The following is a 16,320-nucleotide window of genomic DNA, read 5'->3' as shown; positions in this document are numbered from 1 at the left end:
CGACCCTACTGGGGCGCATGATGGTCCGATGAGCGACGGCACGGATCAGCCCTCGGTGGCGATGGCGCGGGTGCGGGCGCATGATGAAGCCGTGAGCGACTTCAATCAGGGCATCATCGACGAGTTCCGCGCCAACAACGGCACCGTGACCGCCATGGGCTTCGGCCGGGCGCTCGCGCTCGTCCACAGTACGGGCGCCAAATCCGGCGAGCCGCGGGTGAATCCGCTGGCCGCGATCCACGACGACGAGGGCTGGCTGCTGCCGGCGTCCGCGGGCGGCTCGCCGAAGAACCCCGCCTGGTACCACAACCTCAAGGCCCACCCGGGCATCGAGATCGAGTACCCGAACGACGAGGGCGGGATCTCCACCGCGGAGGTCACCGCGCAGGAGTTGACCGGAGCCGCGCGCGACGAGGCGTGGGCCCGCTTCGTCGCGCGGTCGAGTGGGTTCGCCGAGTACGAGGAGGCGGCGCAGGGGCGCGTGATCCCGGTCTTCCGGCTGACCCCGCGCTGACCCGCAGGGGCAGGTGACGAGCACGTCCCGGGGCGGATCAGCGGCGCGTAGGTCTCGGTCACCTCCGGTAGAGGGCCGCGGTCGCCGCCCCCAGGGCCACGTCGACGTGGTCGCCCGGCAACAGCTTCCGCAGGTGCGCCTCATCCAGGTACTCGCCGGCGTCGACGGCGGCCTGCGCGTCGGCCTCCTCGGCCGAGTACTCGTCGTCATCGTCGTCGGCTTCCGCGTCGTAGCTCTCCTGCGCGTAGTCCAGGACCCACGACGCGCTGTCGATGTAGTGTTCGTCGATCGTCAGGCCGTCGACGTGACCGACGACGGTCCAGACATCCCCGTCGTAGCCGTAGGCGAAGTTCGCGTGGCCGATATCGGGGTCCGGCGCGACGAACCACCACTCCAGCGCTCCGGCGGCGATCAGATCGTCGCGGCCCTGGAGATCGATGGCGCCCACATCGCGGTCGAAGCCGACGATCGACGCGCGACCGTCGGGAAGCAGGGCCAGATCGAACCAGGATCCGCCGCCGTCCTCTCGGTGCGCGATCCCGGCCGCGACGGGGCCGAGGCCCGTTTCTCGGAAGACTGCGGCCTGCAGGGCCGCCCATACCGCGGTGGTCGACCAGAGCGCAGCCGGCGGACCGAGATCGATGGGGGAGCGGGTCATTCCACGACGATAGCGTCTGCGGATCCCGTCGCCCTACGCCCCGCCGGCTGCGGCTCCGAGGTCCGGTCGCGCATCACGATGAAGGCGGCGATCGCGGTCGCGACCAGGATCACGCTCGAGACGCCGACGGTCGTGGTGACCGCGTCGACCCAGGCCGAGCGGGCGGCGTCGGCGAGCGCGGCACCGTCCGGCCCCGCGATCCCGTCCGCGCGCGACAGGGTGTCGCCGAGCGTGCGCGACATGCCGTCGTGCCGGGTGAAGACCGCCGTCGCCACGGAGCCGAGCACGGCGAGACCGAGCGCGGTCCCGAGCTCGAAGCTCATCTCCGACATCGACGAGGCCTGCCCGGCGCGCTCCGGCGGCGCCGCGGCGAGCGCCACCGAGGAGACGAAGGTGAACAGGGTGCCGTAGCCGACGCCCGCGACCACCGTCCCGAGCACGTACAGCCAGGCGGGACCGTCGGTGCCGAGCCGCACCAGCAGGAGCTGACCCGCGGCGGAGAACAGGAGCGCGGCGACGAACGTGCTGCGCCGGCCGAGGTACTGCTCGATCCAGGGCGCTCGCATGGAGAAGTACGCCACCACGGCGGCCGCGGGCAGGCCGAGCAGGGCCGCCGCGAGCACGTCGAAGCCCACGACCGACTGCAGGTAGATGCCCGTGAGGTACGACATCGAGCTCAGCGTCGAGACCGCCAGGATCGTGCCGGCGATGGCCATCGCGAAGTACCGGTTGCGGAACAGGTCGAACGGGATCAGCGGGTGGTCCGTGCGGCGCTGCTGCACGACGAACGCGATCAGCATGATCGCGCCGGCGCCGCCGACCGCCAGCGTGGTTCCGTCCACGCCGTGCCCGGCGGCCGCCTTCACCGCGTAGACCAGCGGGAAGATCGCGGCCATCGACAGCGCGACGCCCACCAGGTCGAAGCGCGCCGCGGAGTCGCTGCGGAACTCGGGGATCAGCAGCGGGCCCGCCACGAGGAAGGCCAGGAAGACCGGCGCGTTGATGAGGAAGACCGAGCCCCACCAGAAGTGGTGCAGCAGCACGCCGCCGATGACCGGGCCGACCGCCATGCCGAAGGAGAACGCCGCGGTCCACACGCCGATCGCGATGCCGCGGGCCTTCGGGTCGCGGAAGATGTTGGCGATCAGCGCGAGGCTGGCCGGCAGCAGGGTCGCGCCGCCGACGCCCATGAGGGCGCGGGCGGCGATGAGCAGAGCCGGGGACGGCGCGAAGGCGGCGATCACCGAGGCGACGCCGAACAGCCCGGCACCCCAGGTCATGAGGCGGCGACGGCCCCAGCGGTCGCCGAGGTTGCCCATCGTGATGAGCAGGCCGGCCAGCATGAACGGGTAGATGTCCAGGATCCACAGCTGCTCGGCCGACGTCGGATGGAGCGCGGCGCTGAGGTGCGGCATCGCGAGGTACAGCACCGACGCGTCCATCGAAACCAGGAACACCGGCAGGAGCAGCGCGGCGAGACCGGCCCAGGCGCGGCGCGGGGTGGTGGACACGAAGAACTCCTCAGAATGTTCACGGCAGGCGCGTACGGCGTACGCAGGATGACTGGGTACACTGTACGCAGCATCGTCGATCCCGGTCAACGGAGAAAGGACGCTGGTGTCCGAGACCACTCTGACCCGCGAGGCCATCGTGGCCGAGGCCGTCCGCCTCGCCGACGAGGGCGGCCTCGAGAAGGTGTCCATGCGCCGCATCGCGGACGCGCTCGGCGCCGGTGCCATGTCCCTCTACCGCCACGTTCCCGACAAGGACACGCTGGTCCGCGATATGGCCGCGGCCGTGGGCGCGGAGTACCTGTACCCGCCGGAACTGATGGGGGATCCGGACTGGCGGATGCGGACCCACGTCGCCGCCGAGGCGGACATGCGGCTCTACCTGCATCACCCGTGGGTGCTGCTGGCGCACTCGATGCCCCGGGCCGCGATGGCCCCGTCGGCGGTCTCCTGCTTCCACTGGCTCGTCGAGGCGTTCACCCACCTCACCGGTACTGTCGCCGACTCCGCCGAGCTCACACTGCACGTGTGGAATCACGTGCAGGGCGCGGGCATCGGCGCGGTCGGCCGGCTCCTGCTCGCCCCGGGATCGTCGCTCGAGGGAGCGGGCTTCGTCGCAGACCTGGCGGACAATCCCCTCATCGAGGAACTGCCGCTGCTCAAGGAGCTGGTGGAAGTGGACCGTCCCGACCTGTGCGCGGCGATGCCGCTACTGCACTCCGGGGTCGACGCGCTGTGCACGGGCTTCGCGGAGCGCTACCGGCGCTGAACCGTCGACGTCCGTTCAGGGCGTCTCCACCGCCGATTCAACCGGATCCGTCAGCGTGGAATCGTGAGCACTGCGAATCGGCGCACGTTCCTCAGGGGAGCCCTCACGGGCGGTATCGTCGCGGGCATGGGCCTGCTCCCGTCGTCGCTGACCGAGGTGCTGGCGCAGCCGGCCCCGTCGGGCGGGCTCGACGGCCTGGAGCACGTGATCTTCCTGATGCAGGAGAACCGCTCCTTCGACCACTACTACGGCGCGCTCCGCGGCGTGCGCGGCTTCGCCGACCCCGCCGCGATCCGCCTGCGCTCCGGTCACGACGTCTTCCTGCAGCCCACTCGATCGGGGCTGACGGTGCCGCCCTTCCCCGTCCGGGGCGCGGCGGACCGCCAGCGCATGGACGCCGAGAACATCGACGCCCTCGATCACACGTGGAAGGGCGGGCACGCCGCGCTCGCGGACGGCTGGCACGACGGATGGATCGCAGCGAAGACCGACTCGACGATGGCCTACTACGACCGCGCGGACATCCCGTTCCACTACGCGCTCGCCGACGCCTTCACCATCTGCGACCACTACTACTGCAGCTCGCCGACCTCAACCTCGCCCAACCGCAACTTCTTCTTCTCCGGCACCACCGGCTACGAACCCGGAACGGGGGAGCGCGCCGTCGAGAACACCGCCTACGACCGTGGCCACCCTGGCTACGACTGGCCGTGCATCGGCGAGATCCTGCAGCGGGCGGGGATCTCCTGGCAGGTGTACCAGGAGTGGGACAACTTCACCGACAACAACATCGAGTTCTTCCACCGGTTCAAGACGGTGTCGAAGGCGGTGTTCTCGGACTTCGGCACGGAGATCGACGACTTCTACCAGGGCCTCCGGCGCCTGCCCGCCGACGAGGCGCACCGTCGGTCGGAGGAGGTGGACGCGCGGGCCCGGACGTTGGGAGCCGAGGACCGCGACCTGTTCTTCCGAGGCCTGCGCCGCACGGCCACCGGCACGCTCACCGACCGGATCGGCGCCGACATCGCCGCCGGCACCCTGCCGACGGTCAGTTACGTCGTGGCCTCCGAGCGGGAGTCGGAGCACCCCAGCGGCTCCTCGCCGCGGGCGTCGGCGAATCTGGTGCACCGCGTCCTCGACGTGCTCGGGCGCAATCCCGAGGTGTGGCGGAAGACGGCGCTGTTCCTGCTCTACGACGAGAACGACGGCTACTTCGACCACGTCCCGCCGCCGCGACCGCCCCGCGACCGGACCGACGAGTGGGTCGGCGACCTGCCGCTCGGTCTCGGCGACCGCGTGCCGATGACAGTGGTCTCGCCGTGGACCGTCGGCGGGCACGTGGCCTCGGAGACCTTCGACCACACCTCCACGCTGCGCTTCCTCGAGCGCTGGCTGGGAATCTCCGTCCCGGCGATCTCCGGCTGGCGGCGCACCGTCTGCGGCGACCTCTCCAGCGCCTTCGACTTCCGTACACCGCAGGCGCTTCCGGCGCGGTCGCGTCCGCAGTCGGTGGGGTCGCTCAGCCCGCGCTGGAAGCCGCACGCGCCGGCGGTCGGTCGTCGGCCCGGCCAGGAGCCGGGCGAGCGCCCGGCCCGGCCCGTGCCCTACGTCCCCGGGGCCACCGCGAGTCCCGGGCCCGACGGTGTCCGCGTCCGCCTGTCCAACGCGGGGACGAGGTCCGCGCACTTCACGCTCTTCCCCTACCACGCACCGGATTCCGTGCCGCTGCACGCCGACGTGCTCGGCGAGCACGAGTTGGTGGTGCCCGCACCGGGCGGGCACTACGACCTTCTGGTCCTCGGCCCCGCGGGCGAGCACTGGAAGTTCGTCAGCGAGCCGTCCGCCGCAGGATGAACGCGGCGGTGCCCGCGATCCGCGCGTCGGCGTCGCAGGCGAGTTCGCGCAGCGCCTCCTCGGCACCGGCCGTGGGGATCTCGGCGAGGGCCTGCACCGCTCGCTGGCGCACCGGGTAGTCGCCCGAATCCCGGGCGAGCGCCCCGAGCTCGGCGCTGATCGTCTCCCCGGCGGGATCCGCGGCCGCGATCACCCCGAGGGACTCCGCCGCGTCGACGTCCTTCTCGCCGTCCCGCACCATGCGCAGCAACTGCGGTGCGGCCGCGGCGTCGCCGCGGCCCCCCAGGGCGACGGCGGCGACGATGCGCACCGCACCGTCGTCGTGGTCGAGCGCGGCCCGCAGTGGCCCGTCCTGCCCGGGAACCTCGGCGAGGGCCAGGGCGGCGCGGTGCCGCACGGCCGGATCGGCGGAGTCGAGCGCCTCGACGAGGGGAGCGAGGTCCTCGCCGTCGGCCTGCGCGAGCGCCCAGCGCAGGGCGCCCGCCACGTTGGTGCTCTCCTCCTTCAGCAGGGCCTGGGCCAGCGCGTCGGCGGGAGCCCGCCCCGCGCCGGTGAGCGCGGCGAGCTGCCGCGCGGCGGGCGCGACGCTGTCGAGCCGGGAGAGCAGGCCCACGACGCCGAGGACCTGCTCCCAGTCGGTCGGGCCGGCGGCGGCGACCTGGCGCAGCCGCTCCAGCAGCTCCGTCTCCAGTCGGATCCGCTCCCGGCTCCGCGCGATCATGTCGGCGACCAGCCGTTCCGGCGCGAACGACGGGTCGTCGAGCGCGCGCCCGATCTCCTTGAGCGACAACCCGAGCGAACGGAGGCTCTCGACGTGGAAGATCCGGCGGATGTCGTCGTCGGAGTACTCGCGGTACCCCGACGACGACCGCTGGGACGGCCGGACCAGGCCCAGCGCGTCGTAGTGCCGCAGCATCCGCGCGCTGACGCCCGAGCGCCGCGCCACCTCGCCGATCTGCATCGCCCCGTCCGTCCCGTCGGTCATTCCGGGCGGCCGAGGGCCGCCACGCGCTGCGCCTCGTGCACCGAGCCCGCGAACCCGGAGTCCGGGTCCTCGAGCAGCTGCAGGGTCTGCGCCACGTGCTCCCGCGCGGCGTCCGTCGTCGTGGGTGCGCCTCCCAGCTCGGCGACGCCCTCGTCGCCGAGCGCGAGGATCGCCCGGCTCAGGCTGCGGCGGGTCTCCGCGCCGCCGCGCCCCAGCTGCCCGAGCAGGGCGCGGGCGGCGGACCGTCGGGCTTCGGCGTCCGGGGCCAGCGACCCGGCCGTGCGCCATGCCGCCTTCGCGACCTCGTCGTCGGCGTCGCCCGCGAGGGCCGTGACCTCACCGAACGCGGCCGCGGACTCGGCGCCGCCGATCTTCGACAGCGAGTGCAGCGCCTGGCTCCGGGCCTGCGCGACCGGGGAGGCGAGCTCCGCGCGGAGCAGCGGCACCGTCGACGCGGCGGGCAGCCGGGTCAGGGCCCAGGTGAGCATGTCGCGGACGAAGAAGTCGGGCTCGACCGCGCAGCGCGCGACGAGCGCCGCGGCGTCGACGCTCCCGGGGGAGGTCCCGGCGTCGAGGGCCGCGCGCAGGCGGATCGAGGCGTTCTGATGATCGAGCAGGGTCCGGGCCATGGTGGCCACCTCCTTGAATCGTCGGTGGCTCGATTCCAGACCCTGTCACGATGTCAAGGTCAAGCGCCGCAGGTCAGCGGCTCACTCCTTGTCGACGTCGACCACCTTCGCGCCCTCGGCGGCACGCGCGACCGCGGCGGCACCGTCGTGGGCGCCCTTGCGCGAGGCGTAGGCCTGGCCCGAGGCCACGACCTCTCCGTTGCCGGCCTTCAGCCGGAACCGGAACTTGCCGGCGTTGTCCTCGTACACCTCGAACTTGCCTGCCATCTGGAGCGCCTTTCTCGTGGTGATCCCCGTCGTCGGGGCCGGATGCAGCGTATGACGTCGCCCACGGGAATGTGAGGCGAAGCGACCGACACGCCGGATCAGGATCGCCCCGATCCGAACCGGCATCAGCGAGCGCTCAGCCGATGCCAAGGAGCGTGGCTATCGTGGAATCCGAACGGCAACGACGACAGGGGTGGCAGCGCAGATGGGGATCATGGACCGGGTCCGGGGCGAACTCGTCGACATCATCGAGTGGCTGGAGGACAACCGCTCGACGATGGCGTGGCGGTTCCCGCGCTACAACAACGAGATCAAGAACGGCGCGCAGCTCATCGTGCGCGAGGGCCAGGAGGCGCTGTTCGTCTACCGGGGGCAGCTCGCCGACCGGTACGGCCCCGGCAACTACCAGTTGGTCTCCGAGAACATGCCGATCATGTCCACCCTGCAGGGCTGGCCGCACGGCTTCAAGAGCCCGTTCCGCAGCGAGGTCTACTTCGTCAACACCAGGCCCATCACCGACCTGCGGTGGGGCACAGCGAACCCGATCACCATCCGGGACCAGGACTTCGGCATGGTCCAGGTGCGCGCCAACGGGCTCTGCGTCGTGCGGGTGGTCGACTCGCCGACCTTCCTGCGCCAGGTGATCGGCACCGACTCCAACGTCGACTCGGACGAGATCGCCGAGCTGCTGCGGCGCACCATCACCACGGCCTTCTCCGAGATGCTCATCGAGACCGGCGTGGGCGCGATCGACCTGCAGGCCCGGCAGCGGGAGCTCGCCGCGAAACTGCAGGAGTACGTGCAGTCGAAGATCAACCAGCAGTACGGGCTCGCGTGCGAGGCCATCGAGCTGAACATCTCCCTGCCCGACGAGATCACGCAGGCCATGACCCGCGGCGTCGCCCGCGGCGTGGAGGAGACGGGCTACTACGGCAACGTCGGTGACATGAACCGCTTCCAGCAGGGCCGCGCCGCCGACGCGATGCTCGGCGCCGCCACCAACGAGGGCGGGGGCGGGGCGGGCGACTTCCTCGGCGCCGGCATGGGGATGGCGATGGGGCAGCAATTCGCCCAGAACTTCCAGAACCAGCAGGCACCCGCTCAGGGCGCGCAGCAGGGTGCGGCCCAGCCGGCGCCGGGCGCTGCACAGCCCGGGCCGCCGCCGTTGCCGAACGCGCAGGTCTTCCACGTGGAGCAGAACGGGCAGTCCGCCGGCCCGTTCCCGGTGGAGCAGCTCCGCGCCATGAACCTCACCCCGCAGACGCTCGTGTGGTCGCCCGCGCTCACCGGCTGGACCCCGGCCGGACAGGTGCCCGCCCTGGCGTCGCTGTTCGGGCAGACGCCGCCGCCCCTGCCGCCCCGGTCGTAGTCATGACGACGCCGCCCCCGCTGCCCGGCCCCGCCGGGCGGCCACCGGAGCAGCCGCGCCCGCCGCAGCTGCCGGGCCCGCCACAGCCGCCACGTCCGCCGCGACCCGCCGCGCCGGCGGACGTGCGGCCCCAGCAGCTCGTGCCGGGCGTCCCGTCGGCCAACGACCGCGAGATGCTGCAGGTCACCGAGCAGACCCGCACGTACCCGTGCGGGAACTGCGGCGACGCCCTCGTCTACGACCCGGCGATCGGGAAGCTGCGCTCGCCGAGCTGCGGCAGCACCTATCCGGTGATGCTCGACACGAGCAAGGCCCTGATCCCGCATCCGTTGGGGCCCACCATGAACGCGCTCTACGCGCGTGCCGCGTCGGCGGAGCAGGTGCGCGTCGTCGACCACGAGGTGGTCTGCCAGAACTGCGGCGGCCACACCCTGTTCAGCGGCACCCTCACCGCCGTGCGGTGCCCGTACTGCAACACCCCGATCCAGCGGACCGACGTGCAGGTCGCGCCCGCGCGGCTGCCCGTCGACGGCATCCTCCCGCTGCGGGTCGGCGAGGATCAGGCCCGGCAGAACATCGAATCCTGGGTCGACAGCCGCTGGTTCGCGCCGCGCGAGTTCAAGAAGTACCGCGTGCTCGGCTCGTTCACCAGCGTCTACCTCTCGTACTACAGCTACGACGCCGAGGTCACCACCGACTACTCGGGGGCACGAGGCGAGCGCCGGACCCGGCGCGACCGGGACGGGAACATCGAGACCTACACCGACTGGTACCCGGCGAGCGGGCGGGTGCACGACAGCATCCGGCAGCTCGCCGAGTCCGCCAACACGGGTCTGGACTCCGACCGGGTCCGCGAGCTCGAGCCCTGGCCCACCGAGCAATCCGTCACCTACACGCCGGAGTTCGTGGCGGGCCACCTGGCGCGCACCTACGACGGTGACGCGGCGCAGGTCTTCGAGGCGCAGGCGCGGCCGCGGATCGAGCGCATCGTCGAGAACACGGTGCGCCGCGACATCGGCGGCGACGAGCAGCGGATCACCCGGATGAACCCGATGTACCAGTCGATCGACTTCCTCTACCTGCTCATGCCGGTGTGGCTGCTCACCGTCACCTTCGGAGGCAAGCCCTTCCAGGTCTTCGTCAACGGCGTGACCGGCGAAGTGCAAGGTCAGCGACCGTGGAGCGCGATCAAGATCGCCTTCGCCGTCACCCTCGGGTTGCTGCTCGTCGGGCTGGCGGTGTACCTGTACATGCAGGCCCGCGGCGGGTAGCCGCCGCGGCGGCGAGGAGGAACGTCATGTCGTGGATCATCGTTGCGGTGCTCGCGGTCGTCGTGCTGGCCGTGCTCGCGGCCACCGGCTTCGCGATCGCGCTGGTGCGCAACAGTCGCCGGCAGCAGCAGGCCGAGGCCGCCATGCCCTTCCCGTCGCGCGCCCCGTTGTCCTGGTCCGGCTCGCACGTCCCCGAGGCGCGCCTGCACCGCCGCATCCGGAAGGCGCTGCGCGCCTTCGATCAGCCCGCTGGCGTGCTGTCCGCGGCGCAGCTGGACGCGCAGGTGACGCTCACCGTCGCCGCCCAGGAGCTCGACGACCGGCTCGTGACGATCGCCGCGCTGCCCGAGGCGGAGAAGGCCCCGGCGGTCGAGGCGGCCACCGCGGACGTCGCCGACCTGGAGCGACGCATCGCGGACACGGTCGTCGTGCGGCCCCAACTGCCGCCCACGACGACCTGACGAAAGCTGTCGGGGGCGATCACTAGACTGCCGGTGTGACTTCAGCGAACTCCTCGACCAAGCCCACGATGCTGCTGATCGACGGGCACTCGATGGCGTTCCGCGCCTTCTTCGCGCTCCCGCTCGACGGTGGCCGCTTCCGCACGAAGTCGGGGCAGCCGACCAACGCGGTGTACGGCTTCACGTCGATGCTGATCAAGCTGCTCAAGGAGGAGGCGCCCGGCTACGTCGCCGCGGCCTTCGACGTCTCCCGGCAGACCTTCCGCGCCGAGATGTTCCCCGAGTACAAGGCGCAGCGCAGCTCCGCGCCGGACGACTTCCGCGGCCAGGTGGACGTGGTGAAGGACGTTCTCGGCGCCATGGGCATCCCCACCATGGCGCAGGAGGGCTTCGAGGCGGACGACATCATCGCCACGATGACCACCCGGGCCCAGGAGCAGGGCTTCAAGGTCCTCATCGTCACGGGTGACCGCGACGCGCTGCAGCTCGTGAACGACGACGTCACCGTCCTCTATCCGCGCAAGGGCGTCTCGGACCTCACCAGGTTCACCCCCGAGGAGGTGGAGGCCAAGTACGGCCTCACCCCGGCGCAGTACCCGGATTACGCCGCGCTGCGGGGAGACCCGTCGGACAACCTGCCCGGCATCCCGGGCGTCGGCGAGAAGACCGCCGCCAAGTGGATCCGCGAGTACGGGAACCTCGAGGGCCTGGTCACGAACGTCGACAAGGTCAAGGGCAAGGTCGGCGACTCGCTGCGGGAGAACCTCGCAACCGTCCAGCTCAACCGACAGATCACCGAGATGGTGCGGGACATGACGCTGCCCTACACCCCGGAGGAGCTGGAGCTGCAGCCGTGGAACCGCGAGGCCATCCACCAGCTCTTCGACGACCTCGAGTTCCGGGTGCTGCGCGAGCGGATCTTCACCGAGCTCGCCAGCACGGAGCCGGAGGCCGACGAGGGTTTCGAGATCTCCGGCGGCATCGTCGCGGCCGGCACCGTCGCCGAGTGGCTCGCGGAGCACGGCGCCTCGGGCGCGCGGTCCGGGCTCGGCGTCGTCGGCCCGGAGGTCGTGGTCGACGGTGACGCGGAGGCCGTCGTGATCGCGGCCCCCGACGGCGAGGGCGGGTACATCGAGCTCTCCTCGCTGACCCCGCACGACGAGGCCGCGCTCGGCGCCTGGTTGGCCGACGAGGCGCAGCCCAAGGCCGCGCACGAGGCCAAGTGGGCCATGCACGCGCTGTCCAGCCGCGGCTGGACGCTCGGCGGCCTCACGTCGGACACCGCGATCGCCGCGTACCTGGTGCGCCCCGGCCAGCGCACCTTCAACCTCGACGACCTCTCGGTGCGGTACCTGCACCGCGAGCTGCGGGTCGAGACCGCGGGCGACGACTCGCAGCTCTCGCTCCTCGACGATCCGGACGATTCGGCGGGAGAGAAGGCGCAGCAGGCAATCCTGCGGGCCCGCGCCGTCGCCGACCTGGCGGACGCGCTCGACGGCGAGCTCGACAACATCGAGTCGCGACCGCTGCTCGCGGAGATGGAGCTGCCGCTGCTCCGCGTGCTCGACGTCATGGAATCCACCGGCATCGCGGTCGACACCGCGCACCTCGAGTCGCTGCACAGCGAGTTCAGCGAGCGGATCCGCGCGGCCGAGGCCTCCGCGTTCGAGGAGATCGGGGAGCAGATCAACCTGGGCTCGCCCAAGCAGCTGCAGGTGATCCTGTTCGAGAAGCTGGGCCTGCCGAAGACGAAGAAGACCAAGACCGGGTACACCACCGACGCGGCGGCGCTCGAGGCGCTGTACGAGAAGGAGCCGCACCCGTTCCTGCAGTACCTGCTGGAGCACCGCGACGCGACGCGGCTCAAGGTCACCGTCGAGGGCCTGCTCAAGACGGTCGCCTCGGACGGCCGGATCCACTCCACGTTCAATCAGACGGTGGCCGCCACCGGCCGGCTCTCGTCGACCGATCCGAACCTGCAGAACATCCCCGTGCGCACGGAGGCGGGCCGGCAGATCCGGCACGCCTTCGTCGCGGGCGAGGGCTTCGAAACGCTGATGACGGCCGACTACAGCCAGATCGAGATGCGGATCATGGCGCACCTCTCCGGCGACGAGGGGCTGATCGAGGCCTTCAACACCGGCGAGGACCTGCACAACTTCGTCGGCTCGAAGGCCTTCGGCGTCCCGATCGACGAGGTCACGCCCGACATGCGGCGCCGGGTCAAGGCGATGTCCTACGGCCTGGCCTACGGGCTCTCGGCGTTCGGCCTCGCCGCGCAGCTGAAGATCTCGCGCGACGAGGCGAAGGACCAGATGGAGGCGTACTTCTCCCGGTTCGGCGGGGTGCGGGACTACCTCCAGGACGTGGTCACGGAGGCCACGCGCAACGAGTACACGGAGACCATCTACGGCCGCCGCCGGTACCTGCCGGATCTCACGTCGACCAACCGGATGCGCCGCGAGGCCGCCGAGCGGATGGCCCTCAACGCTCCGATCCAGGGCAGCGCCGCCGACATCATCAAGGTCGCGATGATCCGGCTGCAGGAGAGGATCGCCGCCGCCGGCCTGACGTCGCGCATGTTGCTGCAGGTGCACGACGAGCTCGTGCTCGAGGTGGCCGCGGGCGAGCGGGAGCAGCTCGAAGCGCTGGTCCGCGACACGATGGGCGGCGCCGCGGAGCTCTCGGTGCCGCTGGAGGTCTCGGTCGGCTACGGCCGCAGCTGGGACGACGCCGCGCACTAGGCGCGGCGAGGTACCGCGCCTCGCGGGCGGTAGGCGCCGCCCGCGAGGGGTCTCGGGGATCAGTGCTCGGCGCGGCCCTGCACGGCGGAGGAGCCGAGGTCGCTCTTCTCCAACGGGCGTCCCGCCGCGACCGCGTCGATCCACGCGTCGGTGTCGGCGACCGCCGCCCAGTTCGAGTGGAGCAGCACCATGAGCGTCTCGTGGACCTGCTGCGCCGAGGCGCTGCCGGCGGCGTTCGCGAGGTGGATCGCGCCGGTGGCGTCCGAGAGCACCTCGACGGCGAGGCCCTCGGGTTCCGCCCCGGCGGCGCTGGCCAGGACGCAGTTGTTCGTCATGTAGCCGACGAGGGTCAGCGTGTCGATGGCGTTCTTGCGCAGCCACTCCGGCAGGCCCTCGGAGGTGAGCACGCTCGAGCGCTGCTTCACGACGTGCGCGGCCACCGCGTCGCTGCGGGCGGCGACGTCCGGGTGCAGGCGGGTCTCCTCGGCGCCCTCCGCGAAGACGGGTGAACCCGCGGGCCAGACGTGCGCGACGGTCACCACGGGAACGCCCGCGTCGCGCGCGGCGTCCATCGCGGTGAGGACCCGCTTGAGCGATTCGTCGCGAGGCGGGTACGCCACGGCGAGCGGGCGGTCCGCGTCGAAGTACTCGTTCTGCACGTCGATGACGATGAGGGCGCGGCGGGGTGCGGTCATGGGATCTGCTCCTGTCCATGGGAATCGGATGCGTGGGCGGGTGGTGCTGTTCCGCTCGGATTCCATACTCGCGCCCTGCCGCGGGGTAGTGTGAGTGGCAGAATTACTCATCTTCGATGGATTCAGGACAACCGCCGGTGCAGATCGCAGTCCACGCCTTCGACGGCATCTCGATGTTCCACCTGTCCACGCCCCTCATCGCCTTCGGCGAGGTGGGGCGCCTGGGACTCGCCTCCGACTGGGACGCCGGCATCTGGAGCACGGGCGGAGGCCCCGTCCGCGGGCTCGACGGCGTCACCATCGCCACCGCGGACCGGGCGGCGGCCCACGCGGCCGACCTCCTCGTCTTCCCCTCCTGGCCGACCGATCTGCCGGAGCCCTCCACGGACCTGCTCGAGGAGATCCGCACAGCGCACGCCCGGGGCGCGATGATCGCCGGCCTCTGCCTCGGCGCCTTCCCGGTCGTCGCCTCGGGCATCCTCGACGGCCGCACCGCGACCACCCACTGGGCCTCGGAGACCGAGCTCGCGCAGCGGTATCCGGCGGTCACGGTGCGGGCGGAGGGCCTCTACGTGGACCACGGCGACGTCCTCACCTCGGCCGGTACCGCCTCGGCGCTGGACGCGTGCCTGCACGTGGTGCGGACGAGGCTCGGATCGACGGCGGCGACGGCGCTGGCCCGGTACCTGGTGATCGCGCCGCACCGGGACGGCGACCAGGCGCAGTACATCGACCGCCCCGTGCCCGCCGCGGGTGAGGGACCCATCGGGATCGCGACGACCTGGGCGCTGGCGAACCTCGACGCCCCGCTCACGGTCGACGATCTCGCGGCGCGGGTGAACATGAGCCCGCGGAACTTCGCGCGCAGGTTCCAGGAGAGTGTGGGTGTGAGCCCCGCGAAGTGGGTACTCAGCCGTCGCCTCGACGAGTCGCGGCGCCTGCTCGAGAACACCGCCTGGAGCATCGACCGGATCGCCCGGGCCAGCGGCTTCGCCAGCACGGTGACCTTCCGGCAGAACTTCGTCCGGCGTTACTCGACCACGCCGACGTCCTACCGCCACCGGTTCACCGAGTCGCACTGAGCGGGCCTGTCGACGTCCGGAACTGTGCATCACCACGGCCGGGTGTGGCACTCTGGATTCATGCGACGCCGCTCGGGCGAGGAGGGATCCTCGCGATCCGTCCCAGCGGTAACCGCTGGGGGCACCGCACAGTCACACCCTGCGTCCCACGCCGGCGCGTGCGCTGCGCGCACCACACGGCGCTCCGGGACCTTGTTCCAGGTCACCCGAGCGGCGTTCGCATCCCGGGCATGACGGGCGTCGAGCTCTCGCGGCGTCTGCCGCGCGCGTGGCGGTACGCGATCGCCGACCGCGTCGAGTTCTTCACTGCGGCGCAGTGGACCGAGGAGTTCGTCGCCGCGGCCGTCGCGGACCTCGTGCCCGTCGATCACGCGGTGCCCGTCGCGCGGACGCTCCTGGCAGAGCATCCGGCGCCGCCGCTCAGCATCGTCGACGACCTCCCCGTCGCGGCGGACCGCAACGTACTCCTCTCGGCGCTCGAGGCGCACCGCACCGTCCAACTGCTCGAATCGAAGGGGTCCGGAACTCCTCCAGGGATCGCTCTGCCCGACGTCGCGTCGATCGCCCGCATGCTGGACCTGACCATCCCGGAGCTCGAGTGGTTCGCCGATCATGGGCAATGGCTCCGGCACGCGGGTCGGCCGCTGCGGCACTATCGGGTTCGGCGGATCGCCAAGCCCGCCGGGGGAGTCCGTGTGATCGAAGCGCCCAAGCCGCGACTCGCCGAGGCCCAGCGCCGGATCCTCCGCCGCGTCCTCGACGACGCCGGCGCCCATCCCGCGGCCCGCGGCTTCCGGCCCGGCGGATCGGTCCTCGCCTACGCCGCCCCGCACGTCGGCACGCGGTCCGTCGTCCGGCTCGACCTCCACGACTGCTTCCCGACGGTGACCGCTCCCCGCGTCCGGGCCGCCTTCCGCCGCCTCGGTCACCCGGCGCCGGTGGCAGCGGTCCTCGCGGACCTGTGCACCGTCGCCACGCCCGGCGACGAGCTCCGCGGCCTCGACCCGTGGCAGGCGGCGGCGCTGCGCGGCCGGCATCTGCCGCAGGGCGCGCCCACCTCGCCCGCGCTGGTGAACCTCGTGCTCCGGCGACTGGACGCCCGACTGACCGGACTCGCGCGGTCGCAGGGCGCGCGGTACACCCGATACGGCGACGACCTCGCCTTCTCCGGCGCACTGGATTCGTCGCTGATCGCCGGGGTGGTGCCGAAGATCGTGGCGTCGGAGGGGCTCTCGGTGAACCCGCGGAAGACCCGGATCATGCGCGCCGGCGCCCGGCAGGAGCTCGCCGGCGTGGTTGTCAACGCGCGTGCCCAGATCCCGCGGGGCGAGTACGACGATCTCCGCGCCCTGCTGCACAACGCGGCAAGGTTCGGCGCCGCGAGCCAGAACCGCGACGGCCATGCCGACTTCCGCGCCCACGTCTACGGCCGGATCGCCTGGGTCGCACAGGGGAACGAGCACAGGCGCGAGCGCCTCCTGAACCTGGCCGCGCGCGTGTACTGGTGACAT

The 16,320-nt window shown here is 71.8% G+C and carries 15 protein-coding genes; 9 read left to right on the top strand and 6 right to left on the bottom strand.

Features of this window, described 5'->3' with window-relative positions; translation table 11 throughout:
* The first annotated feature begins 91 nt into the window (after positions 1-91).
* A complete protein-coding gene (locus ACLQ3K_RS00475; protein WP_425997103.1) occupies positions 92-514 on the top strand; it encodes a nitroreductase family deazaflavin-dependent oxidoreductase in 423 nt (140 codons plus the stop codon).
* A gap of 58 nt (positions 515-572) precedes the next feature.
* Here the strand turns inward: ACLQ3K_RS00475 and ACLQ3K_RS00470 are convergent, their stop codons facing one another.
* Together ACLQ3K_RS00470 and ACLQ3K_RS00465 are read right to left on the bottom strand one after the other, a co-directional pair.
* Positions 573-1,172, bottom strand: coding sequence for a hypothetical protein (locus ACLQ3K_RS00470; RefSeq protein WP_224650885.1), 600 nt, complete (start codon positions 1,170-1,172; stop codon positions 573-575).
* Positions 1,169-2,683 carry an MFS transporter gene (locus tag ACLQ3K_RS00465; RefSeq protein WP_425996180.1) on the bottom strand — a complete coding sequence of 505 codons (1,515 nt, stop codon included), beginning with the start codon at positions 2,681-2,683 and terminating at the stop codon, positions 1,169-1,171. Before ACLQ3K_RS00465 ends, ACLQ3K_RS00470 begins: the two co-directional genes overlap by 4 nt.
* Before the next feature lie 106 nt (positions 2,684-2,789).
* Between ACLQ3K_RS00465 and ACLQ3K_RS00460 the strand changes: the two genes are divergently transcribed.
* Positions 2,790-3,452, top strand: coding sequence for a TetR/AcrR family transcriptional regulator (locus ACLQ3K_RS00460; RefSeq protein ID WP_425996178.1), 663 nt, complete (start codon positions 2,790-2,792; stop codon positions 3,450-3,452).
* A 63-nt stretch (positions 3,453-3,515) separates the two neighbouring features.
* Positions 3,516-5,306, top strand: a complete 1,791-nt coding sequence (locus ACLQ3K_RS00455) for a phosphocholine-specific phospholipase C (RefSeq protein ID WP_425996176.1) — start codon at positions 3,516-3,518, stop codon at positions 5,304-5,306.
* Here ACLQ3K_RS00455 and ACLQ3K_RS00450 read toward each other — a convergent pair.
* From ACLQ3K_RS00450 to ACLQ3K_RS00440, 3 genes are all read right to left on the bottom strand, one after another.
* Positions 5,281-6,267 (bottom strand): HEAT repeat domain-containing protein, encoded by a 987-nt coding sequence (locus ACLQ3K_RS00450; RefSeq protein ID WP_425997101.1) that lies wholly within the window; start codon positions 6,265-6,267, stop codon positions 5,281-5,283. The genes ACLQ3K_RS00455 and ACLQ3K_RS00450 overlap by 26 nt on opposite strands.
* Positions 6,268-6,287: 20 nt before the next feature.
* Positions 6,288-6,920, bottom strand: coding sequence for a HEAT repeat domain-containing protein (locus ACLQ3K_RS00445; RefSeq protein ID WP_224650864.1), 633 nt, complete (start codon positions 6,918-6,920; stop codon positions 6,288-6,290).
* Positions 6,921-7,001: 81 nt separating this feature from the next.
* The gene (locus ACLQ3K_RS00440; RefSeq protein ID WP_224650862.1) at positions 7,002-7,187 is read right to left on the bottom strand and encodes a YegP family protein; all 186 of its coding nucleotides are present in this window, start codon (positions 7,185-7,187) and stop codon (positions 7,002-7,004) included.
* Positions 7,188-7,380: 193 nt separating this feature from the next.
* Between ACLQ3K_RS00440 and ACLQ3K_RS00435 the strand changes: the two genes are divergently transcribed.
* The 4 genes from ACLQ3K_RS00435 to polA all read left to right on the top strand — a co-directional run bounded on the left by ACLQ3K_RS00435 (position 7,381) and on the right by polA (position 13,032).
* A complete protein-coding gene (locus ACLQ3K_RS00435; RefSeq protein ID WP_425996174.1) occupies positions 7,381-8,556 on the top strand; it encodes an SPFH domain-containing protein in 1,176 nt (391 codons plus the stop codon).
* A 2-nt stretch (positions 8,557-8,558) separates the two neighbouring features.
* Positions 8,559-9,827, top strand: coding sequence for a hypothetical protein (locus ACLQ3K_RS00430; RefSeq protein ID WP_425996172.1), 1,269 nt, complete (start codon positions 8,559-8,561; stop codon positions 9,825-9,827).
* Between the two features lie 26 nt (positions 9,828-9,853).
* Positions 9,854-10,288 (top strand): hypothetical protein, encoded by a 435-nt coding sequence (locus tag ACLQ3K_RS00425; RefSeq protein WP_336671752.1) that lies wholly within the window; start codon positions 9,854-9,856, stop codon positions 10,286-10,288.
* Positions 10,289-10,356: 68 nt separating this feature from the next.
* Positions 10,357-13,032, top strand: coding sequence for a DNA polymerase I (gene polA, locus ACLQ3K_RS00420; protein ID WP_425997099.1), 2,676 nt, complete (start codon positions 10,357-10,359; stop codon positions 13,030-13,032).
* Between the two features lie 59 nt (positions 13,033-13,091).
* Here polA and ACLQ3K_RS00415 read toward each other — a convergent pair whose 3' ends face one another.
* Positions 13,092-13,727, bottom strand: a complete 636-nt coding sequence (locus ACLQ3K_RS00415) for an isochorismatase family protein (RefSeq protein ID WP_336671751.1) — start codon at positions 13,725-13,727, stop codon at positions 13,092-13,094.
* Between the two features lie 137 nt (positions 13,728-13,864).
* Between ACLQ3K_RS00415 and ACLQ3K_RS00410 the strand changes: the two genes are divergently transcribed.
* Together ACLQ3K_RS00410 and ACLQ3K_RS00405 are read left to right on the top strand one after the other, a co-directional pair.
* Positions 13,865-14,809: a GlxA family transcriptional regulator gene (locus ACLQ3K_RS00410; RefSeq protein ID WP_425996169.1), complete on the top strand. Its 945-nt coding sequence runs from the start codon at positions 13,865-13,867 to the stop codon at positions 14,807-14,809.
* A 230-nt stretch (positions 14,810-15,039) separates the two neighbouring features.
* On the top strand, positions 15,040-16,317 hold the full coding sequence (locus ACLQ3K_RS00405) for a reverse transcriptase family protein (RefSeq protein WP_425996167.1): 1,278 nt from the start codon (positions 15,040-15,042) through the stop codon (positions 16,315-16,317).
* Positions 16,318-16,320 lie beyond the last annotated feature (3 nt).

The sequence above is a fragment of the Tsukamurella sp. DT100 genome (assembly GCF_049844855.1).
Taxonomy (GTDB): domain Bacteria; phylum Actinomycetota; class Actinomycetes; order Mycobacteriales; family Mycobacteriaceae; genus Tsukamurella.
Note: the sequence above shows the minus strand (reverse complement) of the source record. Positions and strands in the feature narration are given on the sequence as shown.

Bases quoted from the DNA above. Each gene is read 5' to 3' on its own strand.
- ACLQ3K_RS00470 (WP_224650885.1), bottom strand. From the start codon at position 1,172: ATGACCCGCTCCCCCATCGATCTCGGTCCGCCGGCTGCGCTCTGGTCG.
- ACLQ3K_RS00450 (WP_425997101.1), bottom strand. From the start codon at position 6,267: ATGCAGATCGGCGAGGTGGCGCGGCGCTCGGGCGTCAGCGCGCGGATG.
- ACLQ3K_RS00445 (WP_224650864.1), bottom strand. From the start codon at position 6,920: ATGGCCCGGACCCTGCTCGATCATCAGAACGCCTCGATCCGCCTGCGC.
- ACLQ3K_RS00440 (WP_224650862.1), bottom strand. From the start codon at position 7,187: ATGGCAGGCAAGTTCGAGGTGTACGAGGACAACGCCGGCAAGTTCCGG.
- ACLQ3K_RS00430 (WP_425996172.1), top strand. From the start codon at position 8,559: ATGACGACGCCGCCCCCGCTGCCCGGCCCCGCCGGGCGGCCACCGGAG.
- ACLQ3K_RS00425 (WP_336671752.1), top strand. From the start codon at position 9,854: ATGTCGTGGATCATCGTTGCGGTGCTCGCGGTCGTCGTGCTGGCCGTG.
- polA (WP_425997099.1), top strand. From the start codon at position 10,357: ATGCTGCTGATCGACGGGCACTCGATGGCGTTCCGCGCCTTCTTCGCG.
- ACLQ3K_RS00415 (WP_336671751.1), bottom strand. From the start codon at position 13,727: ATGACCGCACCCCGCCGCGCCCTCATCGTCATCGACGTGCAGAACGAG.
- ACLQ3K_RS00405 (WP_425996167.1), top strand. From the start codon at position 15,040: ATGACGGGCGTCGAGCTCTCGCGGCGTCTGCCGCGCGCGTGGCGGTAC.